20 protein-coding genes are annotated in these 26,417 nt (G+C 72.5%); 15 read left to right on the forward strand and 5 right to left on the reverse strand.

Annotation, left to right across the window (positions count from 1 at the left end; translation table 11 throughout):
* Positions 1 to 81: 81 nt before the first annotated feature.
* The 5 genes from AB0G16_RS14975 (at position 82) to AB0G16_RS14995 (ending at position 6,074) form a co-directional block, all read left to right on the forward strand.
* Positions 82 to 1,101 carry a LacI family DNA-binding transcriptional regulator gene (locus AB0G16_RS14975; protein WP_362804396.1) on the forward strand — a complete coding sequence of 340 codons (1,020 nt, stop codon included), beginning with the start codon at positions 82 to 84 and terminating at the stop codon, positions 1,099 to 1,101.
* A gap of 191 nt (positions 1,102 to 1,292) precedes the next feature.
* On the forward strand, positions 1,293 to 2,624 hold the full coding sequence (locus AB0G16_RS14980) for an extracellular solute-binding protein (RefSeq protein WP_362804399.1): 1,332 nt from the start codon (positions 1,293 to 1,295) through the stop codon (positions 2,622 to 2,624).
* Complete coding sequence (locus AB0G16_RS14985) at positions 2,624 to 3,592, forward strand: sugar ABC transporter permease (protein ID WP_362804402.1); 969 nt, start codon at positions 2,624 to 2,626, stop codon at positions 3,590 to 3,592. The genes AB0G16_RS14980 and AB0G16_RS14985 overlap by 1 nt, the downstream gene beginning before the upstream one ends.
* Positions 3,592 to 4,443, forward strand: coding sequence for a carbohydrate ABC transporter permease (locus AB0G16_RS14990; RefSeq protein WP_362804406.1), 852 nt, complete (start codon positions 3,592 to 3,594; stop codon positions 4,441 to 4,443). Before AB0G16_RS14985 ends, AB0G16_RS14990 begins: the two co-directional genes overlap by 1 nt.
* Positions 4,444 to 4,445: 2 nt before the next feature.
* Positions 4,446 to 6,074 (forward strand): FAD-dependent oxidoreductase, encoded by a 1,629-nt coding sequence (locus AB0G16_RS14995; protein ID WP_362804409.1) that lies wholly within the window; start codon positions 4,446 to 4,448, stop codon positions 6,072 to 6,074.
* Positions 6,075 to 6,138: 64 nt separating this feature from the next.
* On the opposite strand, the gene AB0G16_RS15000 is transcribed toward AB0G16_RS14995, so the two are convergent.
* Entirely contained in the window at positions 6,139 to 6,954 is an 816-nt protein-coding gene (locus AB0G16_RS15000; RefSeq protein WP_362804412.1) for a crotonase/enoyl-CoA hydratase family protein, read from the reverse strand.
* A 367-nt stretch (positions 6,955 to 7,321) separates the two neighbouring features.
* On the opposite strand from AB0G16_RS15000, the gene AB0G16_RS15005 reads away from it, so the two are divergent.
* From AB0G16_RS15005 to AB0G16_RS15030, 6 genes are all read left to right on the forward strand, one after another.
* A complete protein-coding gene (locus AB0G16_RS15005) occupies positions 7,322 to 8,872 on the forward strand; it encodes an acyl-CoA synthetase (RefSeq protein ID WP_362804415.1) in 1,551 nt (516 codons plus the stop codon).
* Positions 8,862 to 9,893: an OB-fold domain-containing protein gene (locus AB0G16_RS15010; protein ID WP_362804418.1), complete on the forward strand. Its 1,032-nt coding sequence runs from the start codon at positions 8,862 to 8,864 to the stop codon at positions 9,891 to 9,893. Before AB0G16_RS15005 ends, AB0G16_RS15010 begins: the two co-directional genes overlap by 11 nt.
* Positions 9,894 to 10,913 (forward strand): thiolase domain-containing protein, encoded by a 1,020-nt coding sequence (locus AB0G16_RS15015; RefSeq protein WP_362804421.1) that lies wholly within the window; start codon positions 9,894 to 9,896, stop codon positions 10,911 to 10,913.
* A 136-nt stretch (positions 10,914 to 11,049) separates the two neighbouring features.
* Positions 11,050 to 12,207, forward strand: coding sequence for a thiolase domain-containing protein (locus tag AB0G16_RS15020; RefSeq protein ID WP_362804424.1), 1,158 nt, complete (start codon positions 11,050 to 11,052; stop codon positions 12,205 to 12,207).
* Positions 12,208 to 12,225: 18 nt separating this feature from the next.
* Complete coding sequence (locus tag AB0G16_RS15025) at positions 12,226 to 13,821, forward strand: acyl-CoA synthetase (protein WP_362804427.1); 1,596 nt, start codon at positions 12,226 to 12,228, stop codon at positions 13,819 to 13,821.
* 174 nt (positions 13,822 to 13,995) lie between these two features.
* Positions 13,996 to 14,802, forward strand: coding sequence for a hypothetical protein (locus tag AB0G16_RS15030; RefSeq protein WP_362804430.1), 807 nt, complete (start codon positions 13,996 to 13,998; stop codon positions 14,800 to 14,802).
* 74 nt (positions 14,803 to 14,876) lie between these two features.
* Here the strand turns inward: AB0G16_RS15030 and AB0G16_RS15035 are convergent, their stop codons facing one another.
* Together AB0G16_RS15035 and AB0G16_RS15040 are read right to left on the reverse strand one after the other, a co-directional pair.
* Complete coding sequence (locus AB0G16_RS15035) at positions 14,877 to 16,796, reverse strand: Ig domain-containing protein (RefSeq protein ID WP_362804433.1); 1,920 nt, start codon at positions 16,794 to 16,796, stop codon at positions 14,877 to 14,879.
* A gap of 142 nt (positions 16,797 to 16,938) precedes the next feature.
* Positions 16,939 to 18,333, reverse strand: a complete 1,395-nt coding sequence (locus tag AB0G16_RS15040; protein WP_362804436.1) for a glycoside hydrolase family 43 protein — start codon at positions 18,331 to 18,333, stop codon at positions 16,939 to 16,941.
* A 374-nt stretch (positions 18,334 to 18,707) separates the two neighbouring features.
* Between AB0G16_RS15040 and AB0G16_RS15045 the strand changes: the two genes are divergently transcribed.
* From AB0G16_RS15045 to AB0G16_RS15060, 4 genes are read left to right on the forward strand one after another with little or no spacing between them, the layout of a single operon-like run.
* Positions 18,708 to 20,663 carry a beta-L-arabinofuranosidase domain-containing protein gene (locus AB0G16_RS15045; protein WP_362804439.1) on the forward strand — a complete coding sequence of 652 codons (1,956 nt, stop codon included), beginning with the start codon at positions 18,708 to 18,710 and terminating at the stop codon, positions 20,661 to 20,663.
* The gene (locus tag AB0G16_RS15050) at positions 20,660 to 22,030 is read left to right on the forward strand and encodes a sugar ABC transporter substrate-binding protein (RefSeq protein ID WP_362804442.1); all 1,371 of its coding nucleotides are present in this window, start codon (positions 20,660 to 20,662) and stop codon (positions 22,028 to 22,030) included. Before AB0G16_RS15045 ends, AB0G16_RS15050 begins: the two co-directional genes overlap by 4 nt.
* Before the next feature lies 1 nt (position 22,031).
* Positions 22,032 to 22,961: a sugar ABC transporter permease gene (locus AB0G16_RS15055; protein WP_362804445.1), complete on the forward strand. Its 930-nt coding sequence runs from the start codon at positions 22,032 to 22,034 to the stop codon at positions 22,959 to 22,961.
* Positions 22,958 to 23,905, forward strand: a complete 948-nt coding sequence (locus AB0G16_RS15060; RefSeq protein ID WP_362804448.1) for a carbohydrate ABC transporter permease — start codon at positions 22,958 to 22,960, stop codon at positions 23,903 to 23,905. The genes AB0G16_RS15055 and AB0G16_RS15060 overlap by 4 nt, the downstream gene beginning before the upstream one ends.
* A 145-nt stretch (positions 23,906 to 24,050) precedes the next feature.
* Here the strand turns inward: AB0G16_RS15060 and AB0G16_RS15065 are convergent, their stop codons facing one another.
* Both AB0G16_RS15065 and AB0G16_RS15070 read right to left on the reverse strand, forming a co-directional pair.
* Positions 24,051 to 25,055 (reverse strand): LacI family DNA-binding transcriptional regulator, encoded by a 1,005-nt coding sequence (locus AB0G16_RS15065; RefSeq protein ID WP_362804451.1) that lies wholly within the window; start codon positions 25,053 to 25,055, stop codon positions 24,051 to 24,053.
* Positions 25,056 to 25,180: 125 nt separating this feature from the next.
* Positions 25,181 to 26,209, reverse strand: a complete 1,029-nt coding sequence (locus AB0G16_RS15070; RefSeq protein WP_362804454.1) for a LacI family DNA-binding transcriptional regulator — start codon at positions 26,207 to 26,209, stop codon at positions 25,181 to 25,183.
* Positions 26,210 to 26,417: the final 208 nt, after the last annotated feature.

Here is a 26,417-nt window from a genome sequence, read left to right on the forward strand (position 1 = left end):
CTTGCAACGGTTTCGCCAATACGAATTAGCCAGTACACCCCATTGGCTGTTTCCGCTTAGCTGATACGAATTAGGAGAGTGATGGACGTACAGCGGCGCCGGGCCCGCCAGGCCGACGTTGCCAAGCTCGCGGGCGTCTCCCAGGCCACGGTCTCCGCGGTCGTCAACGGCCGGGGCCCGGAGACCGGGATCCCGGAGCAGACCGCCCAGCGCGTGCTGGAGGCGGTGCGCCAGCTCGGCTACGCCGCCAATCCGGCGGCCCGCAGCCTGCGCGGGAAGCGCAACCGGCTGCTCGGCGTCCACACCTTCGAATCGATCTTCCCGGTCGACCAGCTCGACTTCTACCACGAGTTCCTGGTCGGCATCGAGCAGCAGGCCGTCGCCGACGGCTACGACCTGGTGCTCTTCGCCTCCACCGAGGACCTCGACGGCCGCCGCCGGATCTACAGCGACGGGATGAACCGGCTCGCGCTCGCGGACGGCAGCGTGCTGCTCGGCGTCGAGCCCGGCTCCACCGAACTGGCCCGGCTCGCCGCCGAGGGATACCCCTTCGTCCACATAGGGCGCAGGACCGTGCCCGGCACCGAGATCGCCTGGGTCGGCGCCGACTACGCCAGCGCCGTCAGGGAGGTCGTCGCCAGGCTCGCCGCGCTGGGCCACCGGCGCGTCGCCTACGTCACCGGACCGGACCGGATGGAGGTCTTCCTCGACAAGGAGGCCGGCTACCGGGCCGGCTGCGCCGAGGCGGGACTGCCCGAGCTGATGTACGTCACCTCGCAGCTCGACCCGGCCTGGGTCGACGCCGCGCACGCCGGCGGCGTCACCGCCGTCCTGGCCGAGAACGAGCCGCTGGCCAGGCAGCTCGTCGCCGCGCTGGGCGAGCGCGGCATGGCCGCTCCGGCGGACATGTCGGTGGTCGTCCTGGTGACGATGACCGAGAGCGGCTGGAGCAGCCTGCGGATCCCCCGCAACGAGATGGGCCGGAGCGCGGTGAAGACGCTCACCCGCATCCTGGCCGGCTCCGAGGACCCCGGCGACCACCGCCACCTGCTGCCCTGCGGCCTGCCCGAGGACCACATGATCGGCCCTCCCCGATCCTGACCACGACCGGACCCCCGACCCCCCGACCCCCCGACCCCCCGACCCCCGGGATCCCCGGATCCCCGGGCTCCGGGCGACCACCCGATCGTTCGCCCGGCCCCGGCCACGACCGAACGCCCCCGGCTCCCGGCGGTCCAGCGCCGGGAGCCGACCTTCCCCCTTCGAATCACCCTCCGAAACAGGAGCAGCTCATGATCACAAACCGGTGGACGACCGCCGACAGGCGCGGATTCCTCACCGCCGCGACCGCGGCGGGCGTCCTTCTCGCCGTGACGGCCTGCGGGACGGGCGGTGGCGGCGCCGGCGGCACGACGGGCGGCGGGGACGCGAACGCCGCGCTGACCGTCTGGTTCCCCGGCAACTCCGCCCCGGAGATCGAGCTCGTCACCAAGAAGCTGGTGCCGGAGTTCGAGGCCGCCAACGGGGCGAAGGTCCAGGTGACCTTCGTGGACTGGGCCCAGATCTCGCCCAAGCTCAACGCCGGCTTCGCCGGCAACAGCGCCCCCGACGTGTTCGGCCACGGCCCGGCCGCCGCCGCCGGTTTCGCCGCCGCCAAGCGGATCGAGCCGCTCGACGACCGGGTCGCCGCCCTGCCCGCCGAGGACAGGGCCGACCTGGAGCCCTACCTGGCCGGCGGCCAGGTGGACGGCACGCAGTACCTGATCCCGCTGGGCGGCAACGGCGTCCTCGTCGCCTACCGCAAGGACCTGCTGTCGGAGGCGGGCGTCACCGAGCCGGCCACCTGGGCGGAGGCCGCCGAGGCGGCCGGGAAGCTGGCCGTCCGCGACGGTGGAACGATCCAGCGGGCCGGGCTGATGCTCCAGTCCGCCAAGATCCAGCGCGTGCAGAGCTTCCAGGCGCTGATCGGCTCCGAGGGTGGCACGCTGCTGTCGCAGGACGGCCGGCAGGTCACCTGGAACTCGCCCGAGGGCGTGAAGGCGCTGGAGTACTTCGCCGGCCTCTACGGCGGCGACGCCAAGGTGAGCGACCAGCTCGGCCGCGACTTCGCCAACCAGCCCGCCGGGCAGAACCCGCTCGCCACCGGCAAGGCGGCGATGGTCTCCGCGACCGCCGGGCAGGTGCTCCAGATGGTCAAGGCGGTGCCCGACCTCGCCTCGAAGATCGGGGTGCTGCCCCCGCTGAGGTCCGCCGACGCCAAGACCTTCGGCGGGGCGACCACCGGCCTGTTCGTCAACGCCGACTCGGCGAGGAAGGACCTGGCCTGGAAGTTCGCCGCGTTCATGGTCTCCAAGGGCGTGAACGAGCGCTACGCCGAGGCCGTCGGCGGGCTGCCGGTGCGCGCCTCGGCCGCCCAGGGCGCCTACGTCACCGGGCAGCCGCTGCTGAAGCCGTTCATCGACGCCGCCCCCGCCTACCAGGGCAGCCCGAACGTCCCGGCCTGGGTGCAGGTCCGCGACGTGCTCGACAAGCACCTGGAGGAGGCGCTGGCCGGGAAGGCGACCGCGAAGAAGGCCCTGGACGACGCGGCGGCCGAGGCCGGGCCGCTCCTCGCGGCCCAGTGATGGCCCTCCTGGCCGAGCGTGGCGGGGACCGGTCCGCGGCACGGTCGCGGACCGGCCTCCGGGGCCTCCGGGGGACCCGGGGGACCCGCGGGACCTCGGGAAGGGGCCCGACCGGCCGCCGCAGGCTCGTCGGTCTCGTCTTCACCGCCCCGGTCCTGGTCTACCTGGCCGTCTTCCAGCTCTTCCCGGTGCTGTACGGGTTCTACCTGAGTTTCACCAGCTACAGCCCGCTCGACCGCGGGGCGCCCCGGCCGGTCGGCGTCGGCAACTACACGGCACTGCTCGGCTCGGCGGACTTCCTGAAGTCCCTGCGGGTGACCGTGCAGTTCGTCGCGGAGGTGCTGCCGTTCGCGGTCGGCATCGCGCTCGGCCTGGCGCTGCTGGCCAACCGGAGGATCCCCGGCATCGGGCTGCTGCGGGCCGGGCTGTTCCTGCCCCGCATCGTCCCGCTGACGGCGGTCAGCCTGGTGTGGCTGTGGATGTACTCCCCGGACGGGTGGTTCAACGACCTCGCCGCCTCCCTCGGCCTCGCTCCCCGCGACTGGCTCCTCGACGAGGACAGCGCCCTGCACTCGGTCGCGGTCATGCGGGTGTGGAAGGCCCTCGGCGGCAACATGGTGCTGTTCCTCGCCGGGCTCCAGGCGATCCCGGGCGTCCTGTACGAGGCCGCCAAGATGGACGGCGCGGGTGCCTGGGCGCGGTTCCGGCACGTGACGCTGCCGGGCCTGCGGCCGGTCATGGTCTACGTGGTCACGATCAACATCGTCTACCTGTCGCAGTCGTTCGCCGAGATCTTCATCCTCACCGGCGGCGGGCCGCTGGGCTCGACGACGACCACCAACTACCTGATCTACCAGGAGGCGTTCCAGAACAACCGGTTCGGCTCCGCCAGTGCCATGGCCTTCGTGCTGTTCGCGGCGATCTTCGCCTTCGCGCTCGTCGCGATGCGCGGGAACGGGAGGAAGTGATGCGCAGGCCGGGGTCCGTGGTCGCGCTGGTCATCGCCACGCTGCTGGTGCTCGTCCCGTTCTGGTGGATGGTCTCGATCGCCTTCAAGCCCGAGTCGGAGGTGTTCTCGGCCGAGCCGAGGCTGCTGCCGGACGACCCGGTGCTCGACAACTTCTCCGTCGCCCTGGACGCGGGCAACCTCGCCACCGCGATGACGAACTCGCTGGTCGTCGCCCTGCTGGTCGTCGTCGCCAACTGCGTGTTCACGCTGCTGGCCGGGTACGCCTTCGCCAAGCTGCCCTACCGGGGAAGCAACGCGATCTTCATGACGATCGTCGCGACCACGATGGTCCCGGTGGCGGTGACCGTCATCCCGCTGTTCCTGATCGCCAAGGGCATCCCGCTGACGGGCGGGAACGACGTCCTCGGGCGGGGCGGCTCCGGGCTGCTCGACTCGCTGGCGGGGCTGACCCTGCCGCACCTGATCGGGCCCCTCAACGTCTTCCTGGCCCGGCAGTACTTCATGGGGCTCCCCGACGAGCTGGGGGAGGCCGCCCGCGTCGACGGCGCGAGCGAGTTCAGGCTCTTCTGGAGGATCTACCTGCCGCTGGCGAGGCCGCTGGTCGCGACCGTCGCGGTGTTCGCCTTCACCGCCGTCTGGGACGACTTCCTCTGGCCGCTCGTCATCACGAGCTCGCCGGGGACGCAGACCGTCCAGCTCGCCCTGAGCCAGTTCCTGACCGGCGGGAACGTCGCCTACGGGCCCGCCATGGCCGGCTCGGTGCTGGTGCTGCTGCCGGTCCTGGCCGTCTTCGTCTTCAACCAACGCAGTTTCGTCGCCGGTCTGTCCGAGGGCGGCGTGAAGGGATGATCATGCAGGAGACGCACGCGCCGGTGCTGGTGGTCGGCGGAGGCCTCGGCGGTGTCGCCGCGGCGCTGACCGCCGCGCGACTCGGCCGGCGGGTGGTGCTCACCGAGGAGACCGACTGGCTGGGCGGCCAGCTCACCAGCCAGGCGGTCCCGCCGGACGAGAACCCGTGGATCGAGTCGCGCTACGCCTCGCCGAGCTACCGCAGGCTGCGCGAGGGCATCCGCGGCCACTACCGCCGCAACTACCCGCTGCGCCCCTCGGTGGCCGCGCAGCGCCTGCTCAACCCGGGGCTCGGCGTGGTCAGCGGGCTGTGCCACGAGCCGCGGGCGGCGCTGGCCGTCATCGAGGAGATGCTCGCGCCGTACCGGACCGCGGGGCTGGTCACCGTGCTGCTGCGGCACGCGCCCGTGGCGGCCGAGGTGACGGGCGACCGGGTCGACGCGGTCACCTTCGCCCGGCCCGACGGGACCGAGCTGGTCGTGACGGCCGACTACGTCGTGGACGCCACCGATCTGGGCGACCTGCTCCCGCTGGCCGGGGTCGAGCACGTGGTGGGCGCCGAGGGTGTCGACGACACCGGGGAGCCGCACGCCGCGCCCGTGGCCGACCCCCTCGACCAGCAGGCCGTGAGCTGGTGCTTCCCGCTGGAGTACCGGCCGGGCGAGGACCACACGATCGACCGCCCGGCGGGGTACGCCCACTGGAGCACCCACCGGCCGCCGTTCTGGCCCGGACCCCAGCTCTCCTGGACCGACGTCGAACCGATCGACCTGTCGGTGCGCTCGCGCGGCCTGTTCCACGACAACGGGCACGTCCCCGGGAAGCACGACCTGTGGCACTTCCGCCGGATCGTGGCCGCCGAGCAGTACGAGCCCGGCGTCATCTCCCACGACGTCACCCTGGTGAACTGGCCGCAGATCGACTACTGGGACCGGCCGCTGATCGGCCCGGGCGCCGACCGGGAGGCCGCGCTGGCCGGTGCCCGCGACCTGTCGCTGTCGTTCCTGTACTGGATGCAGACCGAGGCCGGATACCCGGGCCTGCGTCCGCGCCCCGACCTCGTCGGCACCGAGGACGGCCTGGCCAAGGCGGTGTACGTCCGCGAGTCGCGGCGGATCAGGGCCGAGTTCACCGTGCTGGAGCAGCACGTCGGGGTCCAGGCGCGCGCCGGTTCCGGCGGGTCGCCCGGCGGGCCCCTCGCCGGGTCCGAGGTGTTCGCCGACGCGGTCGGGCTCGGCTCCTACCGGATCGACCTGCACCCGAGCACGTCGGGCCGCACCTACGTCGACGTGGACTGCTACCCCTTCCAGATCCCGCTCGGCGCGCTGCTGCCGCAGCGGGTCGACAACCTGCTGCCCGCGAACAAGAACATCGGCACCACCCACGTCACCAACGGCTGCTACCGGCTCCACCCGGTCGAGTGGAGCATCGGCGAGGCCGTGGGCGCGCTGGTGGCCCAGGCCCTCGACACCGACCTGCCGCCGCGCAAGATCCGCTCCGACCCGGCCCGGCTCGCCGACTTCCGGCGGACGCTCACCGAGACCCTGGGCGTCACCCTCGCCTGGCCGGAGGAGATCAGGACCACCCCGTGCGGCCGGCAGCCCGCCGTCCCCCAGCTCGTGGAGGACTGACGCGACCGCGCCGGCCCGGCCCCGCCCGCCGGGCCGGCCGGGCCGGGTCACCGGCGGCCGGGGATCACTCGCCCCGGTAGACGGCCGGGCGCTTCTCGCGGAAGGCGCGCGAGCCCTCCTTGGCGTCCTGCGAGGCGATCACCGGCCAGCCCAGGCCGTCGGAGACCTTCAGGGCCTCCGCCTCGGCCATGCCCAGGGTCTCGCGGTAGGTGCGCAGGATGGCCTGGACGGCGAGCGGGCCGCACTCGGCGACCTGGGCGGCGATCTCCAGGGCGGCGGCCAGCGCCCGGCCGTCGGGGACGACCCGGTTGACCAGGCCCATGGCCAGCGCCTCGGCGGCGGTGACGGCCCGGCCGGTCAGCAGGATGTCCATGGCGAAGGCGTAGGGGATCTGGCGGGGGAGGCGGACGGCCGAGCCGCCCATCGGGAACAGGGCGCGCCGCGCCTCGAACAGGCCGAGCGTCGCCGACTCGGCGACCACCCGCAGGTCGGTGCCGACCAGCAGCTCGGTGCCCCCGGCCACGGCGTACCCCTCGACCGCGCAGACGATCGGCTTGGTCGGCAGCGCCTCGGGGTCGCGGAGCAGGCCCTTCCAGTGGAAGTCCGGGATGGCCGCGGCCCGCTCCCTGACCCGGGGATCCTCCGAGGGCGTGCCCATGGCCTTGAGGTCGGCGCCCGCGCAGAACGTGCCGCCCGCGCCGGTCAGCACGGCGACGCGGACCCCGGGCTCGGCCGAGACGTACGCCCAGGCGTCGGCCAGGCCGACCAGCATGTCCGTGGAGAGGGCGTTCCTCGCCTCTGGCCGGTCCAGGGTGACGACGACCACGTGGCCGTCACGCTCGATCCGGCAGTGCGGGGTGCTGATCGTCAGAAGTTCCACGGGACGGCCTCCGTTTGTTAACCAAGCACTTGTTCGGCAATCCTGGGTCGGACGTCACCCGCGCCACCAGGGCGCCCCGCCCGCGCCCGCCCGATCCGCGACGCCTGTCCGGACGGCCTCGCGCCGCCTCGAACCGCCGCTTCCGTCACGCCTTCCACGGCGGCGGGAGGCGTGAAAGGCTCGGAGCCGAGGGCGGGGCCGAACACTCTTATCAAGCGCTTGCTCGGTGTGACTCGCGGGGTTAGTCTGCCCATGCGTACAAGAACGAATTCTTGTTCCATCTTTCCCGTCCCGCCAGGCTTTGAAGCAAAAAAGAGAACGTGATTCACTCCGGTGGGACGGGGCCTTTCGACAGAGAGGACGGCCGATGGGCACGCTCGGTTTCTGGAGACTGGCCCAGGCGGACCCCACCTGGGTGGCCGCGGTGGACCCGGACGGCACCGAACACCGCGCCGGCGACCTCCTGGCCCGTGCCAACCGGCTCGTCCACGGCCTGCGCGACCTCGGCCTGCGGCCCGGTGACGGCGTGTGCGGCCTCGTGCCCAACGGCTCCGACGGGCTCGTCCTCTACCTGGCCGCCCTCCAGGCCGGGTGGTACTACACCCCGGTCAACTGGCACCTCACCGGCCCCGAGATCGGCTACATCGTCGCCGACAGCGAGGCCGGGGCGTTCTTCGTGGACGAGCGCCACGCCGAGGAGGGCATGCGCGGCGCCGCCGCGTCCGGCATCGCCCCCGACCGGGTCTTCGCGTTCGGACGGGTGCGGGGGGCGCGGCCGGTCTCGGACCTGACCGAGGGGCGGCCGGACACCGCCCCGGCCGACCGCACCGCGGGCGCCACCATGCACTACACCTCCGGCACCACCGGCAGGCCCAAGGGGGTGCGCCGCGCGCTCAGCGGCCTGGACCCCGACGACGCCGCCGAGCTGATGACGTTCCTGCTCTCCCTGTTCGGCGTCACCCCGCGCGGGGAGAACGCCCACCTGGTCACCTCGCCGAACTACCACACCGCGGTCACCCAGTTCGGCGGGACGGCCCTGCACATGGGACACACCCTCGTCTACATGGACCGGTGGGACGCCGAGGAGACGCTGCGGCTCTGCGAGAGGTACCGCGTGACCAGCTCGCACATGGTCCCCACCCACTTCAAGCGCCTGCTCGCGCTCCCCGCCGGGACGCGGGCGAAGTACGACCTGTCCTCGCTCCGGTGGATGATCCACGCCGCCGCCCCCTGCCCGGTCCCGGTGAAGTGGGCGATGCTCGAATGGTGGGGCGACTGCATCTACGAGTACTACGCCGCGACCGAGGGCGGCGGCACCATCGCCACCCCCGAGGGGTGGAAGCGCCACCCCGGCACGGTCGGCACGGCCTGGCCGATCAGCGAGCTGCTCATCGTGGACGAGGACATGGAGCCCGTCCCGGCCGGGACCCCGGGCACCGTCTACATGAAGATGGCGGGCGTCGCCTTCGAGTACAAGGGCGACCCGGCCAAGACGGCGGCGAACCGGCTGCGCGACCACTTCACCGTCGGCGACATCGGCTACCTCAACGAGGAGGGCTTCCTGTTCCTCTGCGACCGCAAGGCCGACATGATCATCTCGGGCGGGGCCAACATCTACCCGGCCGAGATCGAGAACGAGCTGATGGTCCACCCCAAGGTCGCGGACGTGGCCGTGTTCGGCGTCCCCGACGACGAGTGGGGCGAGCAGATCAAGGCCGTGGTCGAGCCCGCCGCCGGGGTGGACCCCTCGCCCGAGCTGGCCGCCGAGCTGGTCGAGTCGCTCCGGGGCCGCCTGGCGAGGATGAAGTGGCCCCGCTCCGTGGACTTCATCGCGGAGATGCCCCGCGAGCCCAACGGCAAGCTCCTCAAACGCAAGCTGCGTGACCCGTACTGGGAGGGACACGAACGTGCCATCTAGCGAGACCGCCGGGCACCCCGGCGACGGCGGCGACCACGGCGGCGACCACGGCGGGAACGGTGGCGGGAACGGTGGCGGGAACGGTGGCGGGAGCGGGGGCGGGGACGGTGGCGGGAGCGGGGGCGGGGACGGCGGCGCGCCGCGGGCGACGCACGTGCTGGAGTTCCCCGGCGGCTACACCCGCACGACCGGACCGGTGATCGGGCGCTTCCTGACCGAGCTGCGCGACGGGCGCCTCGTCGGGGTCCGCACGGCCGCCGGGCGGACGCTGGTGCCGCCGCTGGAGTACGACCCCGACACCGGCGAGTCGGTCACCGGCGAGTACGTCGAGGTCGGCCCGGCCGGCACCGTGGAGAGCTGGGCGTGGGTGAGCACCCCGCGCAAGGGCCACCCGCTGGACCGGCCGTTCGCCTGGGCGCTGATCCGGCCGGACGGCGCCGACACCGCGCTGGTGCACGCGGTCGACGCGGGCGACGTCAAGGCGATGCGCCCGGGGCTGCGGGTCCGCCCCCGCTGGCGGGCCGCGCGCACCGGCCACATCACCGACATCGAGAGCTTCGTCCCCGAGGTCACCCGGATCGTCTCCGAGGTCCGCGTCGAGTACACCGTCACCCCCGGCCTGGCGCTGACCCGCTTCCTGGAGGGGGTCGCCCAGGGCGTGCTCATCGGCTGCCGGTGCGGCACCTGCGGGAAGGTCTACGTGCCCTACCGGCTCTCCTGTCCCGAGTGCGGCGTCACGATCACCGAGGAGACGGTCGTGCCCGACACCGGCACGATCACGACCTTCGCCATCAACAACCTGCCCGACCCGCGCGCGCCCGAGGTGCCGTTCGTCTCGGCGTACATCCGGCTGGACGGCACCGACATCCCGATGATCGCGCTGGTCGGCGGGGTCCCGGCGCACGAGGTGCGCCAGGGCATGCGGGTGCGGGCCGTGTGGGTGCCCGAGGAGGAACGGACGATGTCAATGTCGAACATCAGGTGGTTCACCCCCACCGGCGAGCCGGACGTGGAGCTGTAGATGCGCGAGACAGCGATCGTGGCGTTCGCGCAGACCCGGCACAGCGCCGTCGACGAGGGACAGAGCGAGTCCGAGCTGATCCTGCCGCCGCTGGAGGAGGTCAGGGCCGCGACCGGGCTTCGCACGTTCGGCTTCACCTGCTCGGGGTCGTGCGACTACCTGGCGGGCGCGCCGTTCTCCTTCGTCTCCGCGCTGGACGCGCTCGGCGCCTGGCCGCCGATCTCCGAGAGCCACGTGGAGATGGACGCGGCCTGGGCGCTGTACGAGGCGTGGGTCAGGCTCCAGCACGGCGACGTCGACACGGCCCTGGTCTACGGCTTCGGCAAGTCCTCCCAGGGCGACCTGCGGGAGATCATGACGCTCCAGCTCGACCCGTACTACCTGGCCCCGCTCGGCCTGGACCAGGTCTCCTTCGCGGCGCTGCAGGCGTCGGCGGTGGGCGCCGACCGGGCCGAGCTGGACGAGATCGTGCGGCGCAGCCGCGCCGACGGCCGCGCCAACCCGCGCGCCCTGGACCTGCCGGACCCGGAGGGGGACGAGGCCGAGGTCGCGCCGCTGCGGCCGTACGACATCGCGCCGATCACCGACGGCGCCGCCGCGGTGGTGCTGGCCGCGGGGGACGCGGCCAGGGAGCTCGCCGAGCGCCCGGCCTGGATCACCGGGATCGCCCACCGGATCGAGCCGCACTACCTGGGCATGCGCGACCTGGCCCGGTCGGTCTCGGCGGCCGACGCGGCGCGGGCCGCGGGGGTCGGCAAGGGCGGCGTCGACGTGGCCGAGCTGCACGCGCAGTTCAGCCACGAGGAGGTCGTGCTGCGCCGGGCGCTGGAGCTGCCCGAGGGCACCCGGATCAACCCGAGCGGCGGCCCGCTGGCCGCCAACCCGGTCATGGCCACCGGCCTGATCAGGCTCGGCGAGGCGGCCGGGCGCATCCTGGACGGCAGCGCCGGCCGCGTCGTCGGGCACGCCACCGCCGGCCCCTGCCTGCAGCAGAACCTCGTCGCCGTGATGGAGGCCTGACCGATGGATCCGGTGGAGCGGGGCGGGCGCGGCCTGGAGGGTCCGGGCGGTCCGGGCGGCTCGGACGGCTCGGGCGGTCCGGGCGGCTCGGGCGGTCCGGGCGGGCGGGGAAGCGAGCGAGGAACGGTGGGCGAGCATGAGCAGTGGTGACCCCTGCGCCGTCATCGGCGTCGGCCAGACCCGCTACACGACCAAGCGGCACGACGTCTCCATCGCCGGGCTGGTCCGCGAGGCCGCCCAGCGCGCGCTGGAGGACGCGGGCCTGACCTGGAAGGACATCGACGCGGTCGTCATCGGCAAGGCGCCCGACCTGTTCGAGGGTGTGATGATGCCCGAGGCGTACCTGGCCGACGCGCTGGGCGCGGCGGGCAAGCCGATGATGCGGGTGCACACCGCGGGCTCGGTCGGCGGCTCCACCGCGCTGGTCGGCGCCTCGCTGATCCAGGGCGGCGTGCACGACCGGGTGCTGGTGGTGGCGTTCGAGAAGCAGTCGGAGTCCAACGCCACCTGGGCCCTGTCCACCCACCTGCCGTTCAGCGCCTCGCTGGTCGTCGGCGCGGGCGGCTACTTCGCCCCGCACATCCGCGAGTACATCCGCCGCTCCGGCGCCCCCGAGCACGTCGGCCACCTGGTGGCCGTCAAGGACCGGCTCAACGCGCTGAGGAACCCGTACGCGCATCTCAAGATCCCCGGGATCGACCTGAGGATGGTCGAGTCGACCCCGATGCTCTGGGAGCCGATCCGCTACCTCGACACCTGCCCGTCCTCCGACGGCGCCTGCGCGATGGTGCTGTCGGCGGCGGACAAGCTCACCGGCAGCACCCCCGCCTGGGTGCTGGGCACCGCGATGCGCTCCGAGCCGATCTTCCGCGCGGGCCGCGACACCGTGAACCCGCGGGGCGGCAAGGACTGCGCGGCCGACGTGTACCGGCAGGCCGGGATCACCGACCCGCGCCGGGAGATCGACGTCGCCGAGGTGTACGTGCCCTTCTCCTGGTACGAGCCGATGTGGCTGGAGAACCTCGGCTTCGCCGCCGAGGGGGAGGGCTGGAAGCTCACCGAGTCCGGGGCCACCGCCCTGGACGGCGACATCCCGTGGAACCCCTCGGGCGGCGTGCTGTCGAGCAACCCGATCGGCGCCTCGGGGCTGATCCGGTTCGCCGAGGCCGCGCTGCAGGTCCGCGGGATGGCCGGGGAGCACCAGGTGGACGGCGCCCGGCGGGCCCTCGGGCACGCCTACGGGGGCGGCGCGCAGTTCTTCGCGATGTGGATGGTCGGCAGCGAAAAACCCTGATCCCCCAGGAGGGGCGCGATGGAGTTCAACCACGCGGACATGTTCGAAGGACTCGCCGACGCGATCGGGGATCGCGTGGCCGTCGTCTGCGGCGACAGCCGCCTGACCTACGCCGAGCTGGACGCGCACGCCAACCGGCTCGCGCACTTCCTGCGGGGCCGCGGCGTGCGCGCCGGGCAGCACGTGGGCGTACACCTCTACAACGGCGTCGAGTACGTCACGGCGGTGCTGGCGGCGCTCAAGCTCCGGGCCGTGCCGGTCAACGTCAACTACCGTTACGTCCAGGCCGAGCTGCTCTACCTCTACCGCGACTCCGACATCGTGGCGCTGGTGTACGACGTGGAGTTCGCAGACCGGGTGGCGGCCGTGGTCCCGGAGACACCCCTCCTGGAACACCTGATCGCGGTGGGCGGGCCCGCGACGATCGAGGGCGCCGTGCGCTACGAGGAGGCGCTGGCGGATCAGCCGGGGACGCGCGGGTTCCCGGCGCGGTCCGGTGACGACATCTACATCATCTACACCGGCGGGACCACCGGCATGCCCAAGGGCGTGATGTGGCGGAGCGAGGACCTGTTCTTCGCCTTCGGCGGCGGCAACCCCTACGGCGAGCCGCGCGCCACGCCGCGGGAGGTGATCGACGCGGCCGTCGCCGCCGGCCCGATGACGATGATGGCGGCCGCCCCCCTGATGCACGGCGCCGCCCAGATGGCCACGTTCATCACCTGGTGGATGGGCGGCACCATGGTGTACGTGCGCAAGTTCGACGCGGCCGAGGTGCTGCGGACGATCGAGCGGGAGAAGGTCCTGACGGTCAACATGACCGGCGACGCCATGGCCCGGCCGCTGGCCGACGAGATCGCGACCGGCGCCTACGACCTGTCGTCGCTGTTCGTGCTCAGCTCCACCGGCGCGATCCTCACCGGCTCGGTGCGCGCCCGCCTGGAGGAACTCCTCCCAGGGCGGATGATCGTCGACAGCTTCGGCTCCACCGAGTCCGGATACACCGCCTCGGCGGTCCCGGGCTCCTCCCCGGAGTCGGGGCTGCGCTACCAGGCGAACCCCAACGCGGGCCTGGCCGTGCTCGACGGGTCGCTGGAGCCGGTCGTGCCTGGCTCGGACGAGATGGGCGTCGTCGCCAGGACCGGCCGCATCGCGTCCGGCTACTACGGGGACGAGGCCAAGACGGCCCGTACCTTCGTGACCGACCGGCACGGCGTGCGCTGGCTGCTCACCGGCGACCTGGCCAAGGTCGAGAAGGACGGCACCATCGCGATCTTCGGCAGGGGGGCGGCCTGTATCAACACCGGTGCGGAGAAGGTCTTCCCCGAGGAGGTCGAGGCGGTCCTCAAGGGTCACCCGGAGGTCTTCGACGCCGTGGTGACCGGCATCCCGGACGAGCGGTGGGGCAACCGGGTGGCGGCGGTGATCGAACCGCGTCCGGGCACGGCCCCGACGGCCGAGGAGCTCCAGGCCCACTGCCGGGAGAAGATCTCCGGCTACAAGGTGCCCCGGACGTTCGCCTTCGTCGAGGAGATGGTCCGCTCCCCGGCGGGCAAGGCCGACTACCGCTGGGCCAGGGAGACCGCGGAGGCCGCCGAGTCGGCCCCGGCCTGACCCGGAAGGCGCCCGTCCCCGGCACGTGCCCCGAGGGTGCCCCGGCACGTGCCCGCCACCCGGGGCACGTGCGCCCCGGCACGTGCCCGTTCCCGGGGCACGTGCGCCCCGGCACGTGCCCGCCACCCGGGGAGAGCACGTGAACCGCGCGGGCGCCCGATCCGTTCCGAGGGTGTGATCCGACTACTGCCGGCCGCCGTCACGTTCCTGCTTCTGCTGGCGGGCTGTTCCGGGGGCGCCACGGACATCGTGAGCGGCGCGACCGTCGAGCCCTCCACGTCTTCCGGGACCACCGTGACCGTCGAGCCCTCCACGCCGCCCGCGACCACCGCGACCTCGAAGACCACGGCGACCCCCGGGAGCCCGGCCTCCGACGTCGTGGTCCGGTTCCACAGGTGCCTGGGGATGACGTGCGACGGCGGCGACGCCATGAGCGTCACCGCCGACGGCCGGGCCATGTCGCTGCGGGACGGGGAACGGGTCGCCGTCCGGCTGCCGGGGGCCGAGCTGCGTGAGCTGCGGGCCCGGCTCGTCGCCGGCCTGGCCGGACGGCAGGGCACCCTCGACCGCACCGGAGGCGCCACCGACCAGCCCTTCGCCGTCGTCACCGTCGTGGACGCCTCCGGGAGAACCCACGAGACCCGGCTGGAGGGGTCGCCGTCGGCGGAGGACGCCGGGGTCGTCGCCGCGATCGAACGTCTCGGCGCGCTGAACGCCCGGGTCCGCTCCACCGGCACCCCCGACCGCACCGGGCCGGTCACGGTGACCATGTACGAGGACCCGAACGCCCGGACCGGCCGCCTGGCGACCTGGCCCGAGGGCGTCCCCACACCGATCACGTCCGGGAACCACGGCGTCCGGGAGTACCGGGGGGAGCAGGCGGAGGCGGTGCGGGCGGCCCTGGGCGGCCCCGGGGACGAGGTGAGGGTGCGGGCCGGGGACAAGGTCCTGGTCGCTCGTTGGGAGGGCGTCCTTCCCTGAGCCCCCTCCCGCGGCGTCCCCCGTCCCCGGCGCGCGTCCGCCGGCCCGGCCGGTCGGGCCGGGCCGGCGGCCGGTCAGGCGAAGGCCCTCACCTCCAGTAGCCCGACCGCGTCCGGATCACCGTTCAGCACGACCCGGAGCCGGGTGGTGCTCACCTCGCCGAAGGTGACCCGGTTGAACGCGTCGGCGTTCACGGGATAGCCGCTCGGGCCGGGTACGTCGACGTAGGCGGTGCCGTTCCAGTACTGCAGCTTCCACGACGCCGGCAGGTCGACGCCCTGGTCGTCGTCGAAGAAGTAGACCTCCGCCGACCTCAGCGTCCGCGCCGACGGCCAGGTGAGCTCGGCCCACTGCGTGCCGGTCTCGGGCCAGGTGCCCCAGCGCGGGTTGACGGTGTCGTTCGACGAGGGCGGGGTGACGCCGTCGTTGATCGCGGCCACGCTCTCCCAGGAGGAGGTGTAGGAGGCCGACGGGGTCGCGGCCGGGGCCAGGTTCTGCTCCGCGCCCGCTCCGAGGGTGAAGGTCCTGGTGACCGGGGTGCTCAGCCGGTCGTAGTCGCGCAGCTGCACGGTGAAGGTCGCCGGGGCCGTCGAGGTGGTGGTGCCGGTGATGGCGCCGGTGAAACGGTTCAGGGTGAGCCCCGGCGGCAGGCTCCCGCCGGTGATCCTCCAGTCGTAGAAGGGCACGCCGCCCTTGGCGGCCAGCGTCTGCCGGTAGGCCTGGCCGGCGACGGGCCGGGGCAGGGCGGTGGTGACGATCGACGGCGGCAGGAACGGGGTGAGGTCGCGGTTGATCCGCCACCCGGCGTTCTCGGCGATGAGCAGGGCGAGCTTGGTCAGCATCCAGCGCCGGGTGGGGAACATGTGCGTCCAGCCGCCGCTCTGCCCGCTGAGGCGGTCCCAGTAGGGCTGGGTGCCGGGGATGTGGTAGCCGGACGTCTCCACCGGGACGACGCGGCCCTGGTAGGCGATGACGTCCTGGTCGTTCACGCCGCCGGAGTTCACGTAGTCACGCATGCCGGCCCAGTCGCTGTGGTAGGCGACGGCGTGGCCGTACTCGTGCATGACCAGGCCGTGGACGTCCAGCACCGAGCCCTGGATCTCCGTCTTGTACCAGTCCTCGTCCGCCAGCGAGGTGAAGAGCTGCTTGCCCGCCTCGTCGTACTCGAAGATGATCGCGGTGGACCGGTGCAGCGGGCCGGGGAGCTGCTGTCCCTGGCGGGTGTGGTACTTGCCGTTGCGCGCGGGGTAGCCGGTGGAGTGCGGGCTCTGAATGCCGCGGAAGAACACGTACATGCCGGTGTAGGCCCGGTCGTTGGTCACGTTGATCATGTTCTGCCACTCGTTGCCGGGCAGGTGGTTGTTCTCCGCCCCGGCCGCGACCGTGTCGAACGGCGCCATCTCGAAGAACCGGAACCAGTCCTTCACCGCCTCCTCGGCGGCGGTGCGGAAGGCCGGCTGCGAGAAGTACCCGGTGATGTTGTCGTGGCGGTAGTCGAAGGTGACGGGGATGCCGGGCTCCAGCGCGGTCTTCTCGTCCTGCTGCACCCTGATCGGCATGGACTGGTTGTAGACCTGCCGGCCGGCGTCGGTGGTGGTGAGCCGGAGCGTGTACAGCTCGTCCTGGCCGGGGGCGCGCTTGGAGTGGACGGCCAGCCGGAAGACCTTCTGCTCCGCCGCGTTCGCGAACGTCAGCCGCTTGGTGGCGCCGGTGGCGGTGAGCTGGCTGGGCAGGTCCATCATCAGGCGCGAGGTGCCCTCGGCCTTGAGGTCGACGGTGACGGGGTAGGTCACGCCCTCGGGCGGGCGGACGGTGAGCTCGACGTAGGGGTTGGCCAGGTATCCCTGCCAGTCGACGAGCTGGACCCCGTGGTCGTTGATCGTCCTGCCGAACATGTCGACGACCGTGACGGTGGGGGCGGCGTGCGCGGCGGGCGTGGGCACGGCGACCAGGGCGGAGGCGAGGAGCAGGAGAGAGACGAACAGGCGTTTCATAACATACGACCTCAATTCTTCGGTGCCGGTGACGCGGTGACGCGGTGACGCGGTGACGCGGTGACGCGGTGACGCGGTGACGCGGGGACGCGGTGACGCGGGGACGCGGGGACGCGGGGACGCGGTGACGCGGGGACGCGGTCTAGGAGAAGACCTGCCACTCCAGGACGCCCGTGGACAGGGCGGGTCTGGAGGTGATGCTCATCCGCAGCCGGGTGGTGCTGACCTGGTTGAACGTGGTCGTGTTGAAGGTGCCGGCCGCGGTCCCGCAGGACGACTGGCCGGGCACGTTCACGTAGGCGCTGCCGTTCCAGTACTGCACCTGGCAGGAGGCCGGCAGGTCGATGCCCTGGTCGTCGTCGAACCAGTAGGTCTTGACCGACCTGATGTTCTGGGCGGTGGGCCAGCGGTACTCGATCCACTCGGTGCCCTGGTGGTCCCAGTTGCCGTAGGCGCCGTGGCTGCGGTCGGCCGAGCTCGTCGGGGTGAAGCCGTCGTTGACGGCGCCGAGCGTCTCCCAGGGGGAGACGTAGGAGGTGGACGGCGTGGCGTTGACGGCGAGGTTGGCCGGGCCGGCGGGGCCGGTGGTCTGGACGACCTTCCGCATGGTGCCGTCGGCGTTGAAGTACAGCTTGTCCAGGGTGACCGACCTGCGGAAGTCGCCGCCGCCGGGGGCCCCGGTGTTGTGGTACACCATGTACCACTGGCCCTTGTACTCGATGATCGCCGGGTGGTTCGTGGTGGAGGTGACCTGGTCGAGCACGACGCCGCGGTGGGTCCACGGGCCCATGGGGCTGGAGGCGGTGGCGTAGCGGACGCAGGCGTAGCCGGGGGCCGAGCAGCCGGAGTCGTTGGCGGCGTAGGCCAGGTAGTAGACGCCGTTGCGCTTGAACATCCAGGGGGCCTCCCAGAAGTTGCTCACGCCGGCGGGGGTGACGACCGGGCCGTTGATCGAGGTCATGTCGGCGTTGAGCCGGGCGGCGCGCAGCCCGTAGTAGGAGCCCCAGTACATGTAGACCTGGCCGTCGTCGTCGGTGAAGACGGTGGGGTCGATGTTGAGCGGTGAGGAGTTGGGGGTGGAGTCGCTGATCAGCGGCCCGCCCTTGGCGTCGGTGAACGGGCCGGTCGGGCTGTCGCCGACCGCGACGCCGATGTTCATCCAGCCGGGGCCGTTGCCGTTGATCGAGACGTACCAGTAGTACCTGCCGTCGGCGCCGCGCTCGACCTCGCTCGCCCACGCGTCGCCGCCGGCCCAGGAGAAGTTCGACAGCGACAGCTTGGCGCCCCGGTCGGTGAAGCTGGTCGCGTCGCTTGAGCTGTAGACGTGCCAGTCGCGCATGACGAAGTTCGTCCCGCCGACCGGCGCCTCGTCGTGCCCGGTGTAGAGGTACAGGGTGTCCCCGACGACCAGCGCGGCGGGGTCGGCGGTGTAGATGGAGGTGGTGATGGGCGCGGCGGCGCCGGCGGAACCGCCGGCGGTCATCACGAGGGAGAGCCCGAGGGCCGCGGCGATGATCGCCGACCAGCGTCGTCTCATGGGTGAACGCTCCTGGGGGGTCTGAGCGGAGATCCGAGCGAATGCCGAACGAGGGCCGAGCAGGGGCCGAGCGAGACCGCGCGGCGAAGCTGTGGGCGCCGGCAGTACGTGCCGGGGGAGGCGTGAGGCGCATGTCACGCGGTGTTCACTTTTGGTTGAGCCGAGTGTTGGCGAAAACCGATATCTCGTCAAGGCCCACTTTTCGTAGCGGCGGCGACGCTGGGAAGTCATCCCAGCTAGAAGCCGCCAAAGATTACTGAAAAGGTTTTCAGCAGCATGTACGTACAGGGTCGGGCAGGGCGGGTCTTGACGGGTGGTGTGTCACATCTTACGGTCCCTGGAGAAAACCTATTCCTAAATTTTCCGGGAGTGCGATGGCTGACTTTCGTGATCGGATCCGCGGCCCGGTGGTCCCCCCGGCGGGCACGCGCCGGCCGCTCGGCGTCGACGACGTCGAGATCGGCGGGGGGCCATTCGGGCGGTGGCAGCGGATCAACCGCGAGGCCGGCATCGCGCTCGGCCGGGAGAGGATGGAGAGCTCCGGCGTCCTGTCCAACCTGAGGTGGGCCGCGGGGGAGGGGGAGGGGCCGTACCGGGGCTACCGCTTCCAGGACTCGGACCTGTACAAGCTGCTGGAGGCGGTCGCCTGGGAGCACGGCCGCGACCCGGCCGAGTCCTACCGGGCGTTCGTCGCCGGGTCCGCGGCCCTGCTGGCCAGGGCGCAGCGCGCGGACGGCTACCTCAACTCGCACTACCAGACGGTGAAGCCGGACAGGGTCTTCGCCGAGCTGGAGTACAGCCACGAGATGTACTGCGCCGGGCACCTCTTCCAGGCCGCGGTGGCCGCGGTCAGGACCGGCTGCGGCGAGGAGACGGGCCAGGAGCTGCTCGCCGTGGCGCGCCGCCTGGCCGACCACCTCGTGGACGTCTTCCTGGTCGGCGGCCACGGCGGCATCGACGGTCACGCCGAGGTCGAGACGGCCCTGGTCGAGCTGTACCGCCTCACCGGCCACCGGCCCTACCTGGACCTCGCCTCCCGGCTGGTCGACGACCGCGGCAAGGGGCTGATCGCCGAGGTCGGCACCGGACCGCTCTACGCGCAGGACCACCTGCCCGTACGGGAGGCCGGCACCCCGGTCGGCCACGCCGTGCGGCAGCTCTACCTGGACGCCGGCGTCGTCGACGTCGCCGTCGAGACGGGCGACGCGTCGCTGCTGGAGTCCTCGGTGCGCCGGTGGGAGGACATGGTGGCCACCAAGACCTCCGTCACCGGCGGGCACGGCTCGCGCCACGACGGCGAGGCGTTCGGCGAGCGCTACGAGCTGCCGCCGGACCGGGCCTACAACGAGAGCTGCGCGGCCGTGGCGAGCGTCCACTGGAGCTGGCGGCTGTTCCTTGCCACCGGGCAGGGCCGCTACACCGACCTGATCGAACGCACGCTGTACAACGCCTTCGCCGCCTCCACCTCCGCCGACGGCACCCGGTTCTTCTACGTCAACCCGTTGCAGCGCAGGACCGACCTCGTCGAGGACACCTACCTGGGCAGGCGCCGGGAGTGGTTCGCGTGCGCCTGCTGCCCGCCGAACATCATGCGGCTGGTCTCCTCGCTGGGCCACTACGTGGCCACGGCCGACGACGACGGGCTGTCGGTCCACCAGTACGTGCCCGGCCTGATCCGCGCCGGCGCGATCACCCTGGCCGTCGAGACCGACTACCCGTGGGACGGCCGGATCGTCTTCACCGTCCGCGAGGCGCCCGGCACCGTCCGGACGCTGCGGCTGCGGATCCCGGCGTGGAGCGCGGCGGGCGACCTGACCCCCGGCCCCGACGGCTACGCCGCCATCCGGCGCGCGTGGCGGCTGGGCGACACCTTCACCCTCGACCTGGACATGTCCCCCCGGCTGGTCCACCCGCACCGCAGGATCGACGCGCTGCGCGGGTGCGTGGCCCTGGAGCGGGGACCGCTCGTCTACTGCTTCGAGCAGGCCGACCAGGACGCCGACGTCGAGGACCTGGCGCTGGAGCCGGGCACGCCGCTGCGCGTCCTCGACAGGCCGGACCGGCCCGACCTGCCCGGGGTCGGCAGGACCGTGCTGATCGAGGCGGACGCCGTGCGCCTCCCGCCCGCGCCGCCGGCCGGCCTGCCGTACTTCACGACCCCGGCCGGCCCTCACGCCGACCCGTCCGCGCTCCCTTCGACCGCCCCTTCGACCGCCCCTTCGACCGGCACGAGAACGACCGCCACGGCGATCCCCTACCACCAGTGGGACAACCGGGACGGCGGCGCCATGCGGGTCTGGATCCCCCTCGCGCAAGGACTCAACCCATGAGAAGACGGGACCTGTTCAGGATGGGCGGCCTGGCCGCCCTCGGCGCCGCCGCCACGGCGTGCGGCGCGGGGGGCGGGGCCGAGAGGGCGGGAAAGGCGTCGCTGCAGTTCATGTACTGGGGCTCGGCGTTCGAGCAGAAGGCCGTCGCCGCGATGCTCCGCGAGTTCGAGAAGAAGAAGCCCGGGGTGAGGGTCTCCGCGCTGTTCACCCCCGACGAGTACCACGTGAAGCTCAACACCCTGGTCGCCGGGAACCGGATGCCCGACGTCGGCTACGTGCCGATGGCGATGTCGTTCCGCCTCGGCGAGCAGGGGAAACTGCTCAACCTCTTCCCCTACCTGACGAAGTACCCGCAGCTCGCGGGCTACCTCTCCGACGCCTACCTCTGGTCGGGGCAGGACAGGCTGCACGGCGTCGCGACCGCCAACGAGATCGAACTGCTCTGGTACAGCAGGTCGGCGATCGCGGAGGCCGGGGCCGAGACGCCCCCGGCCCTGGCGGCGAGCGCCTGGACCTGGGACCGGCTGGTCGAGAACGCCCACAGGCTGACCGTGGACCAGAACGGGAGACACCCCGACGAGTCCGGGTTCGACCCCCGGCGGATCAGGCGGTTCGGGTTCTCCTGCAGCCTGACCTACCCCGCCGCCTGGTACGGGTTCCTGCGCAGCAACGGCGGGGACTTCGCCGACGAGGCGGGCCGCAGGTGCCTGCTCGACGCCCCCGAGGCGATCGAGGTCTTCCAGAACCTCCAGGACCTGATCTACGAGCACCGCGTCTCTCCCGGTCCCGGACAGCTCGCGGCCACCGGCGACGACGTGCCCGGCACGAGCATCCTGCTGAAGACCAAGCGGGTGGCGATGGTCGTCGACGGGCACTGGAGCCTGCTCGACATGAACGAGAGCAAGGTCGACTACGGCATCGGCGTGCTGCCGGTGTACGAGCGGCCGTACACCACCGCGCAGGTCGCCGGGGCCTCCGCCGTGTTCGCCGGCACGGAACACGTCGAGGAGGCGGTCGAGCTGTTCGCCTTCCACATCGACCCCCGCTACGTCGACCTGTACGCGCGCGGCCTGTGGATGCCCCAGGAGCGCAGGTACTACGAGGACCGGGCGGCCGTCGACTCCTGGATCGAGAACGACTCCCACCCGCCGGAGTTCCGCACCGCGGTCGTCGACTACGCGCGCGACCACGGCGTGCCGGCCTTCGGCAACCGGATCAGGGACATGACCGTCATCGGCTCCGACGTGCTCACCCCGGCCCTGCAGGAGATCGAGAGCGGCAAGCGCCCGGCCGCGGCGATCCTCAGGGAGGCCGCGCCGAAGATCACGGCCATGCTGCGCGGCCGCCACCACACCCAGGGGCTGTGAGATGCCCGCCCAGCCCGGCCGGCGGCTCTCCGGTCGGCGGCTCTCCGGCCAGCGGCGCATGGAGCGGCGCTGGGGCGTGCTCATGGCCGTGCCCGCGATCCTCGGTTTCGCGATCTTCACGGCCGGGCCGATGGTGGCCTCGTTCGCCTTCAGCCTCACCGACTGGCAGATCGGCGGCACCCCGTCCTTCGTGGGCACGGACAACTACGTGGCGCTGGCCGCCGACGAGCTGTTCTGGACGTCGCTGACCGTCACGACGTACTACACCCTCGGCGCCGTGCCGCTCGGGCTGATCGTCGCCTTCGCCGTCGCGCTGCTGCTCAACCAGCGGGTGCGCGGGCTCTCGCTCTGGCGGACCGTCTTCTACCTGCCGACGCTGGTGCCGGCGATCGCGAACGTGGTCCTGTGGATCTGGATCTTCAACCCCGACTTCGGCCTGCTCAACTCCCTGCTGCGCGAGGCCGGCCTGCCCGCCGGTCAGTGGATCTACGACGAGGGAACCGCGATCCCCTCGCTCGTCGTCATGAGCACCTGGGGGTTCGGCAACACCATGGTGATCTTCCTCGCGGGCCTGCAGGGGGTGCCCCGGCACCTGTACGAGGCGGTCTCCATCGACGGCGGCGGGCCGCTGCGGCGCTTCTGGCACGTGACCCTGCCCATGATGACCCCCACCATCTTCTACAACCTCGTCGTCGGCGTGGTCGGCACCTTCCAGGTCTTCAACCAGGCGTACGTGATGACCGAGGGCGGCCCCGACCACTCCACCCTCTTCTACGTCTACTACCTGTTCCGCAAGGCGTTCATCGAGAGCGAGATGGGGTACGCGAGCGCGCTGGCCTGGGTGCTCTTCATGATCATCATGGTGCTCACCTTCCTGATGTTCCACAACGCCCGCCGCTGGGTGTACTACGAGATGGCGGGCGCCCGGTGACCGCGACGGGCGCCCCGCGCCGCCCGCTCCCGGACCGGGACGGCACCCCCGGCACCCCGGGTGTCCCCGGCCCCCCGCCCGCCCGCGCCGGTGCCGCCGCGGCGCGCCGTCCCCGCCGGTACGGCAGGGTGCTGGTCTACCTGGCCCTGGCGGCCGGGGCCCTGCCGACCCTGCTGCCGTTCGTGTGGCTGGTGCGCAGCTCGCTGATGCAGGACGCCCAGATGTTCGTCGCGCCCCCCGAGTGGGTCCCCTCGCCCTTCCGGTGGTCCAACTTCACCGAGGCGCTCACCGCCCAGCCGTTCGCCCTCTACTTCCTCAACACGGTGATCATCGCCGTCGTCAGCGTGCTCGGCACCGTGATCACCTGCTCGATCGCCGCCTTCAGCTTCTCGCGGCTGCGCTGGCGGGGACGCGACGCGGTCTTCGCCGTCCTGCTCAGCGCGGTGATGCTGCCGTACGCGGTGACGCTCATCCCCACGTTCGTCATGTGGCAGGAGCTCGGGGCGCTCGACACGTTCGTCCCGCTCACCGTGCCGAGCTGGTTCGCCGGGGCCGGGGGAGGGGTGTTCAACGTGTTCCTGCTGCGGCAGTTCTTCCTGACCATCCCCTTCGAGCTGGACGAGGCCGCCTACATCGACGGCGCCTCGCCCGGGCGGGTCCTGTGGACCGTCGTCCTGCCGCTGTCCCGGCCCGCGATCGTCGTGGTGACCATCTTCACCTTCATCGGCACCTGGAACGACTTCCTGGGGCCGCTGCTCTACCTCAACGACGAGAGCAGGTACACCCTCTCGCTCGGCCTGGCCTCCTTCCAGAGCGTCTACATCACCCAGTGGGGCTACCTGATGGCCGCCTCGGCCGCGGTGATCGCCCCGATCATCGCGCTCTTCTTCTTCCTGCAGCGCTACTTCATCGAGGGGGTGACGCTCACCGGCATCAAGAACTGACGGCCGCTCCCGCCCGGTCAGGGGCCGCTCCGGCCGGGCCACGGGCCGGTCCTGGGTGCCACGGGCCGCACCGGGGAGGAACGCGCCACCAGTGCGGGAACCCGCCCGGGGCGGGCCCGTCAGGTCGCCCCCCCCGGGCCGCCCCTCAGACCGTGGAGTCGCGGATGACCAGGCGGCAGGGCATCCGGTGGACGCCCGGGGTGGCCCGGCCGTCGATCGCGGCGAACAGGTGCTGGGCCGCCGTGCGGCCCAGGGCCTCCAGGTTCATGTCGACCGTGGTGAGCGGGGGCCTGGTCTCGGTGGACAGGACCTCCCAGTTGTCGTAGCCGACGACCGCCAGGTCCTCGGGCACCCGCCGGCCCCGCTCGCGGGCGGTCTCCATCAGGCCGGCCGCGATCTGGTCGCTGCCGCACACCACCGCGTCGATCTCGGGGTCGGCGCGCAGGATCACGTCGGCGGCCTGCCGTCCCCAGCGCTGCGACCACGCGCCGTACATCACCTGGCCGCCGGACAGCGACAGGCCGGCCTCCTCCAGCGCGGCGGCCACCCCGGCGGCGCGCTCGCGGGCCGCCTGGTAGTGGGTCGGGCCGGTGACGTGGGCGATCCGGCGCCGCCCGAGGGTCAGCAGGTGCCGTACGGCCTGCGCGGCGCCGTCCACGTCGTCGGGGACGAACGAGACGTCCGCCGGATCCTCCGACGGCGCGTAGGCGTAGACCACCGGTATCGGCAGGTCGCGGCTGATCGACGGGCGGGGGTCGGTGCTCTCGCCCACCACGATCAGGCCGTCGACGCGGCGGGTGAGCAGCGTCCGGACGTGGTGCTGCTCGCGGATGGCGTCCCCGCGCGCGTCGCAGAGCAGCACCGCCATCTCTCCCGCGCCGAAGGCGTCCTCCGCGCCGAGCAGCACGGGGATGCCGAACCGTCCCACGCTGTCGCCGGTGAGCAGGCCGACGGTGCGGGTCTGTCCCGACAGCAGGCCGCGCGCCAGGGCGTTGGGCCGGAAGGAGAGCTCCTCGGCGGCACGGAAGACCCGTTCGCGGGTCTCGGCGCGCACCTGGCCGCGCCCGTTGAGCGCCTTGGAGGCCGTCGCGATGGACACCCCCGCGCGGGTGGCCACGTCGGTGATCGTGGCGTGTCGTTGGGGAGCCATCTGAGAGAAAACCTTTTCTACTGGGGGACGTGCACCCCCGTCGAAGATAGTCGCCGACCTCTCGTGGAGCAAGTCCGTCCAGGCGTCTGACAAGGGCATATGGTTCCGGGCCGGATGAAATCCTTTTATGGCTCGTCGCCATCCCGCGGGCCGGTCGATTCGCGGATCACCAGTCGCCCCGGGCCGCGGACGACGCCGGAGGCGCGGCGTCCGTCCAGCGCGGCCGACAGGTGGCGCGCCGCGGTGGCGCCCAGCCGTTCCAGGCCGGGGTCGACGGTGGTCAGCGGCGGCCGGCAGTCGGCGGCCAGCGCCGGCCAATCGCCGTGGCCCACCACCGCGACGTCCCCGGGGACCGTCCGGCCGAGGTGCGCCAGGGCCTGGCAGACGCCGTCGGCGATCTGGTCGTTGCCGCAGAGGATCGCGTCCACCCCGGGCTCCGCGGCGAGCAGCGCGCGCGTCGCGTGCCGCCCCCAGCGGCGCGACCACTCGCCGTGCAGCGGCCTGCCGCCGGCCAGGCCGAGCCCGTACCCGTCCAGCACCGCGCGCAGGGCGGCCAGGCGGTCGCGCGCGGCGCGGTGGGACCGCGGCCCGGTGATGTGCCCGACGCGGCGGCGGCCCAGCGACAGCAGGTGCTCGGCGGCCAGGCGCGCGCCCCCCGCGTCGTCGGCCAGGATCGACAGGTCCGCCGGGTCGTCGGACTCGCCGTGGACGTAGACCACGGGCACCGGGACGTCGCGGCTCAGCGACGGGCGCACGTCGTCGTCCTCGCCCAGGACGACGAGCCCGTCCACCCGCCCGGCCGCCAGGGCGCGCAGGTGGTGCTCGCGGCGGCGGGGGTCGCCGCGCGCGTCGCAGAGGACCACGGACATCCCCTCGCCGTCCAGCGCCCTCTCCACGCCGAGGAGCACCGGCATCGACAGGCGCCCGTCGCGCTCGTCGGTGAGCAGCCCGACGGTGCGCGTACGGGCGGCGGCCCACCCCGGGGCCGCGCCGGGCCGGAAGGAGAGCTCGGCCGCGGCGCGCCGTACCCGCAGCCGGGTCGTCTCGGCGACCTCGGACCGGTTGTTGAGGGCCTTGGAGGCCGTCGACACGGACACCCCGGCGCGCCTGGCCACGTCGGTCAGGGTCACCGCTTCGGACCGACGTCGACCCACCGAAATCCTTTCAAGGCCGTCGCAACCGTGTGCGGGCTTCGTACACGCGCGGCTCAGCCTACGACGGACCCGCCTTCCCGATCAACGGTCGCGGGCCGTTCCCCGTTATCGAAATTTAACGTTGCCGAAAACCTTTTCGGAGCCGATCGTGAACTAGGACGCGGCCCCCCGGCCGCGCCGGCCGTCCCGACGCCCGTCACACCGCCGC

Source organism: Streptosporangium sp. NPDC023615 (assembly GCF_040640155.1).
In the GTDB taxonomy this organism is placed as follows: Bacteria; Actinomycetota; Actinomycetes; order Streptosporangiales; family Streptosporangiaceae; genus Streptosporangium.

Bases quoted from the DNA above. Each gene is read 5' to 3' on its own strand.
- AB0G16_RS14975 (WP_362804396.1), top strand. From the start codon at position 82: ATGGACGTACAGCGGCGCCGGGCCCGCCAGGCCGACGTTGCCAAGCTC.
- AB0G16_RS14980 (WP_362804399.1), top strand. From the start codon at position 1,293: ATGATCACAAACCGGTGGACGACCGCCGACAGGCGCGGATTCCTCACC.
- AB0G16_RS14985 (WP_362804402.1), top strand. From the start codon at position 2,624: ATGGCCCTCCTGGCCGAGCGTGGCGGGGACCGGTCCGCGGCACGGTCG.
- AB0G16_RS14990 (WP_362804406.1), top strand. From the start codon at position 3,592: ATGCGCAGGCCGGGGTCCGTGGTCGCGCTGGTCATCGCCACGCTGCTG.
- AB0G16_RS14995 (WP_362804409.1), top strand. From the start codon at position 4,446: ATGCAGGAGACGCACGCGCCGGTGCTGGTGGTCGGCGGAGGCCTCGGC.
- AB0G16_RS15005 (WP_362804415.1), top strand. From the start codon at position 7,322: ATGGGCACGCTCGGTTTCTGGAGACTGGCCCAGGCGGACCCCACCTGG.
- AB0G16_RS15015 (WP_362804421.1), top strand. From the start codon at position 9,894: ATGCGCGAGACAGCGATCGTGGCGTTCGCGCAGACCCGGCACAGCGCC.
- AB0G16_RS15020 (WP_362804424.1), top strand. From the start codon at position 11,050: ATGAGCAGTGGTGACCCCTGCGCCGTCATCGGCGTCGGCCAGACCCGC.
- AB0G16_RS15025 (WP_362804427.1), top strand. From the start codon at position 12,226: ATGGAGTTCAACCACGCGGACATGTTCGAAGGACTCGCCGACGCGATC.
- AB0G16_RS15035 (WP_362804433.1), bottom strand. From the start codon at position 16,796: ATGAAACGCCTGTTCGTCTCTCTCCTGCTCCTCGCCTCCGCCCTGGTC.
- AB0G16_RS15040 (WP_362804436.1), bottom strand. From the start codon at position 18,333: ATGAGACGACGCTGGTCGGCGATCATCGCCGCGGCCCTCGGGCTCTCC.
- AB0G16_RS15045 (WP_362804439.1), top strand. From the start codon at position 18,708: ATGGCTGACTTTCGTGATCGGATCCGCGGCCCGGTGGTCCCCCCGGCG.
- AB0G16_RS15050 (WP_362804442.1), top strand. From the start codon at position 20,660: ATGAGAAGACGGGACCTGTTCAGGATGGGCGGCCTGGCCGCCCTCGGC.
- AB0G16_RS15055 (WP_362804445.1), top strand. From the start codon at position 22,032: ATGCCCGCCCAGCCCGGCCGGCGGCTCTCCGGTCGGCGGCTCTCCGGC.
- AB0G16_RS15065 (WP_362804451.1), bottom strand. From the start codon at position 25,055: ATGGCTCCCCAACGACACGCCACGATCACCGACGTGGCCACCCGCGCG.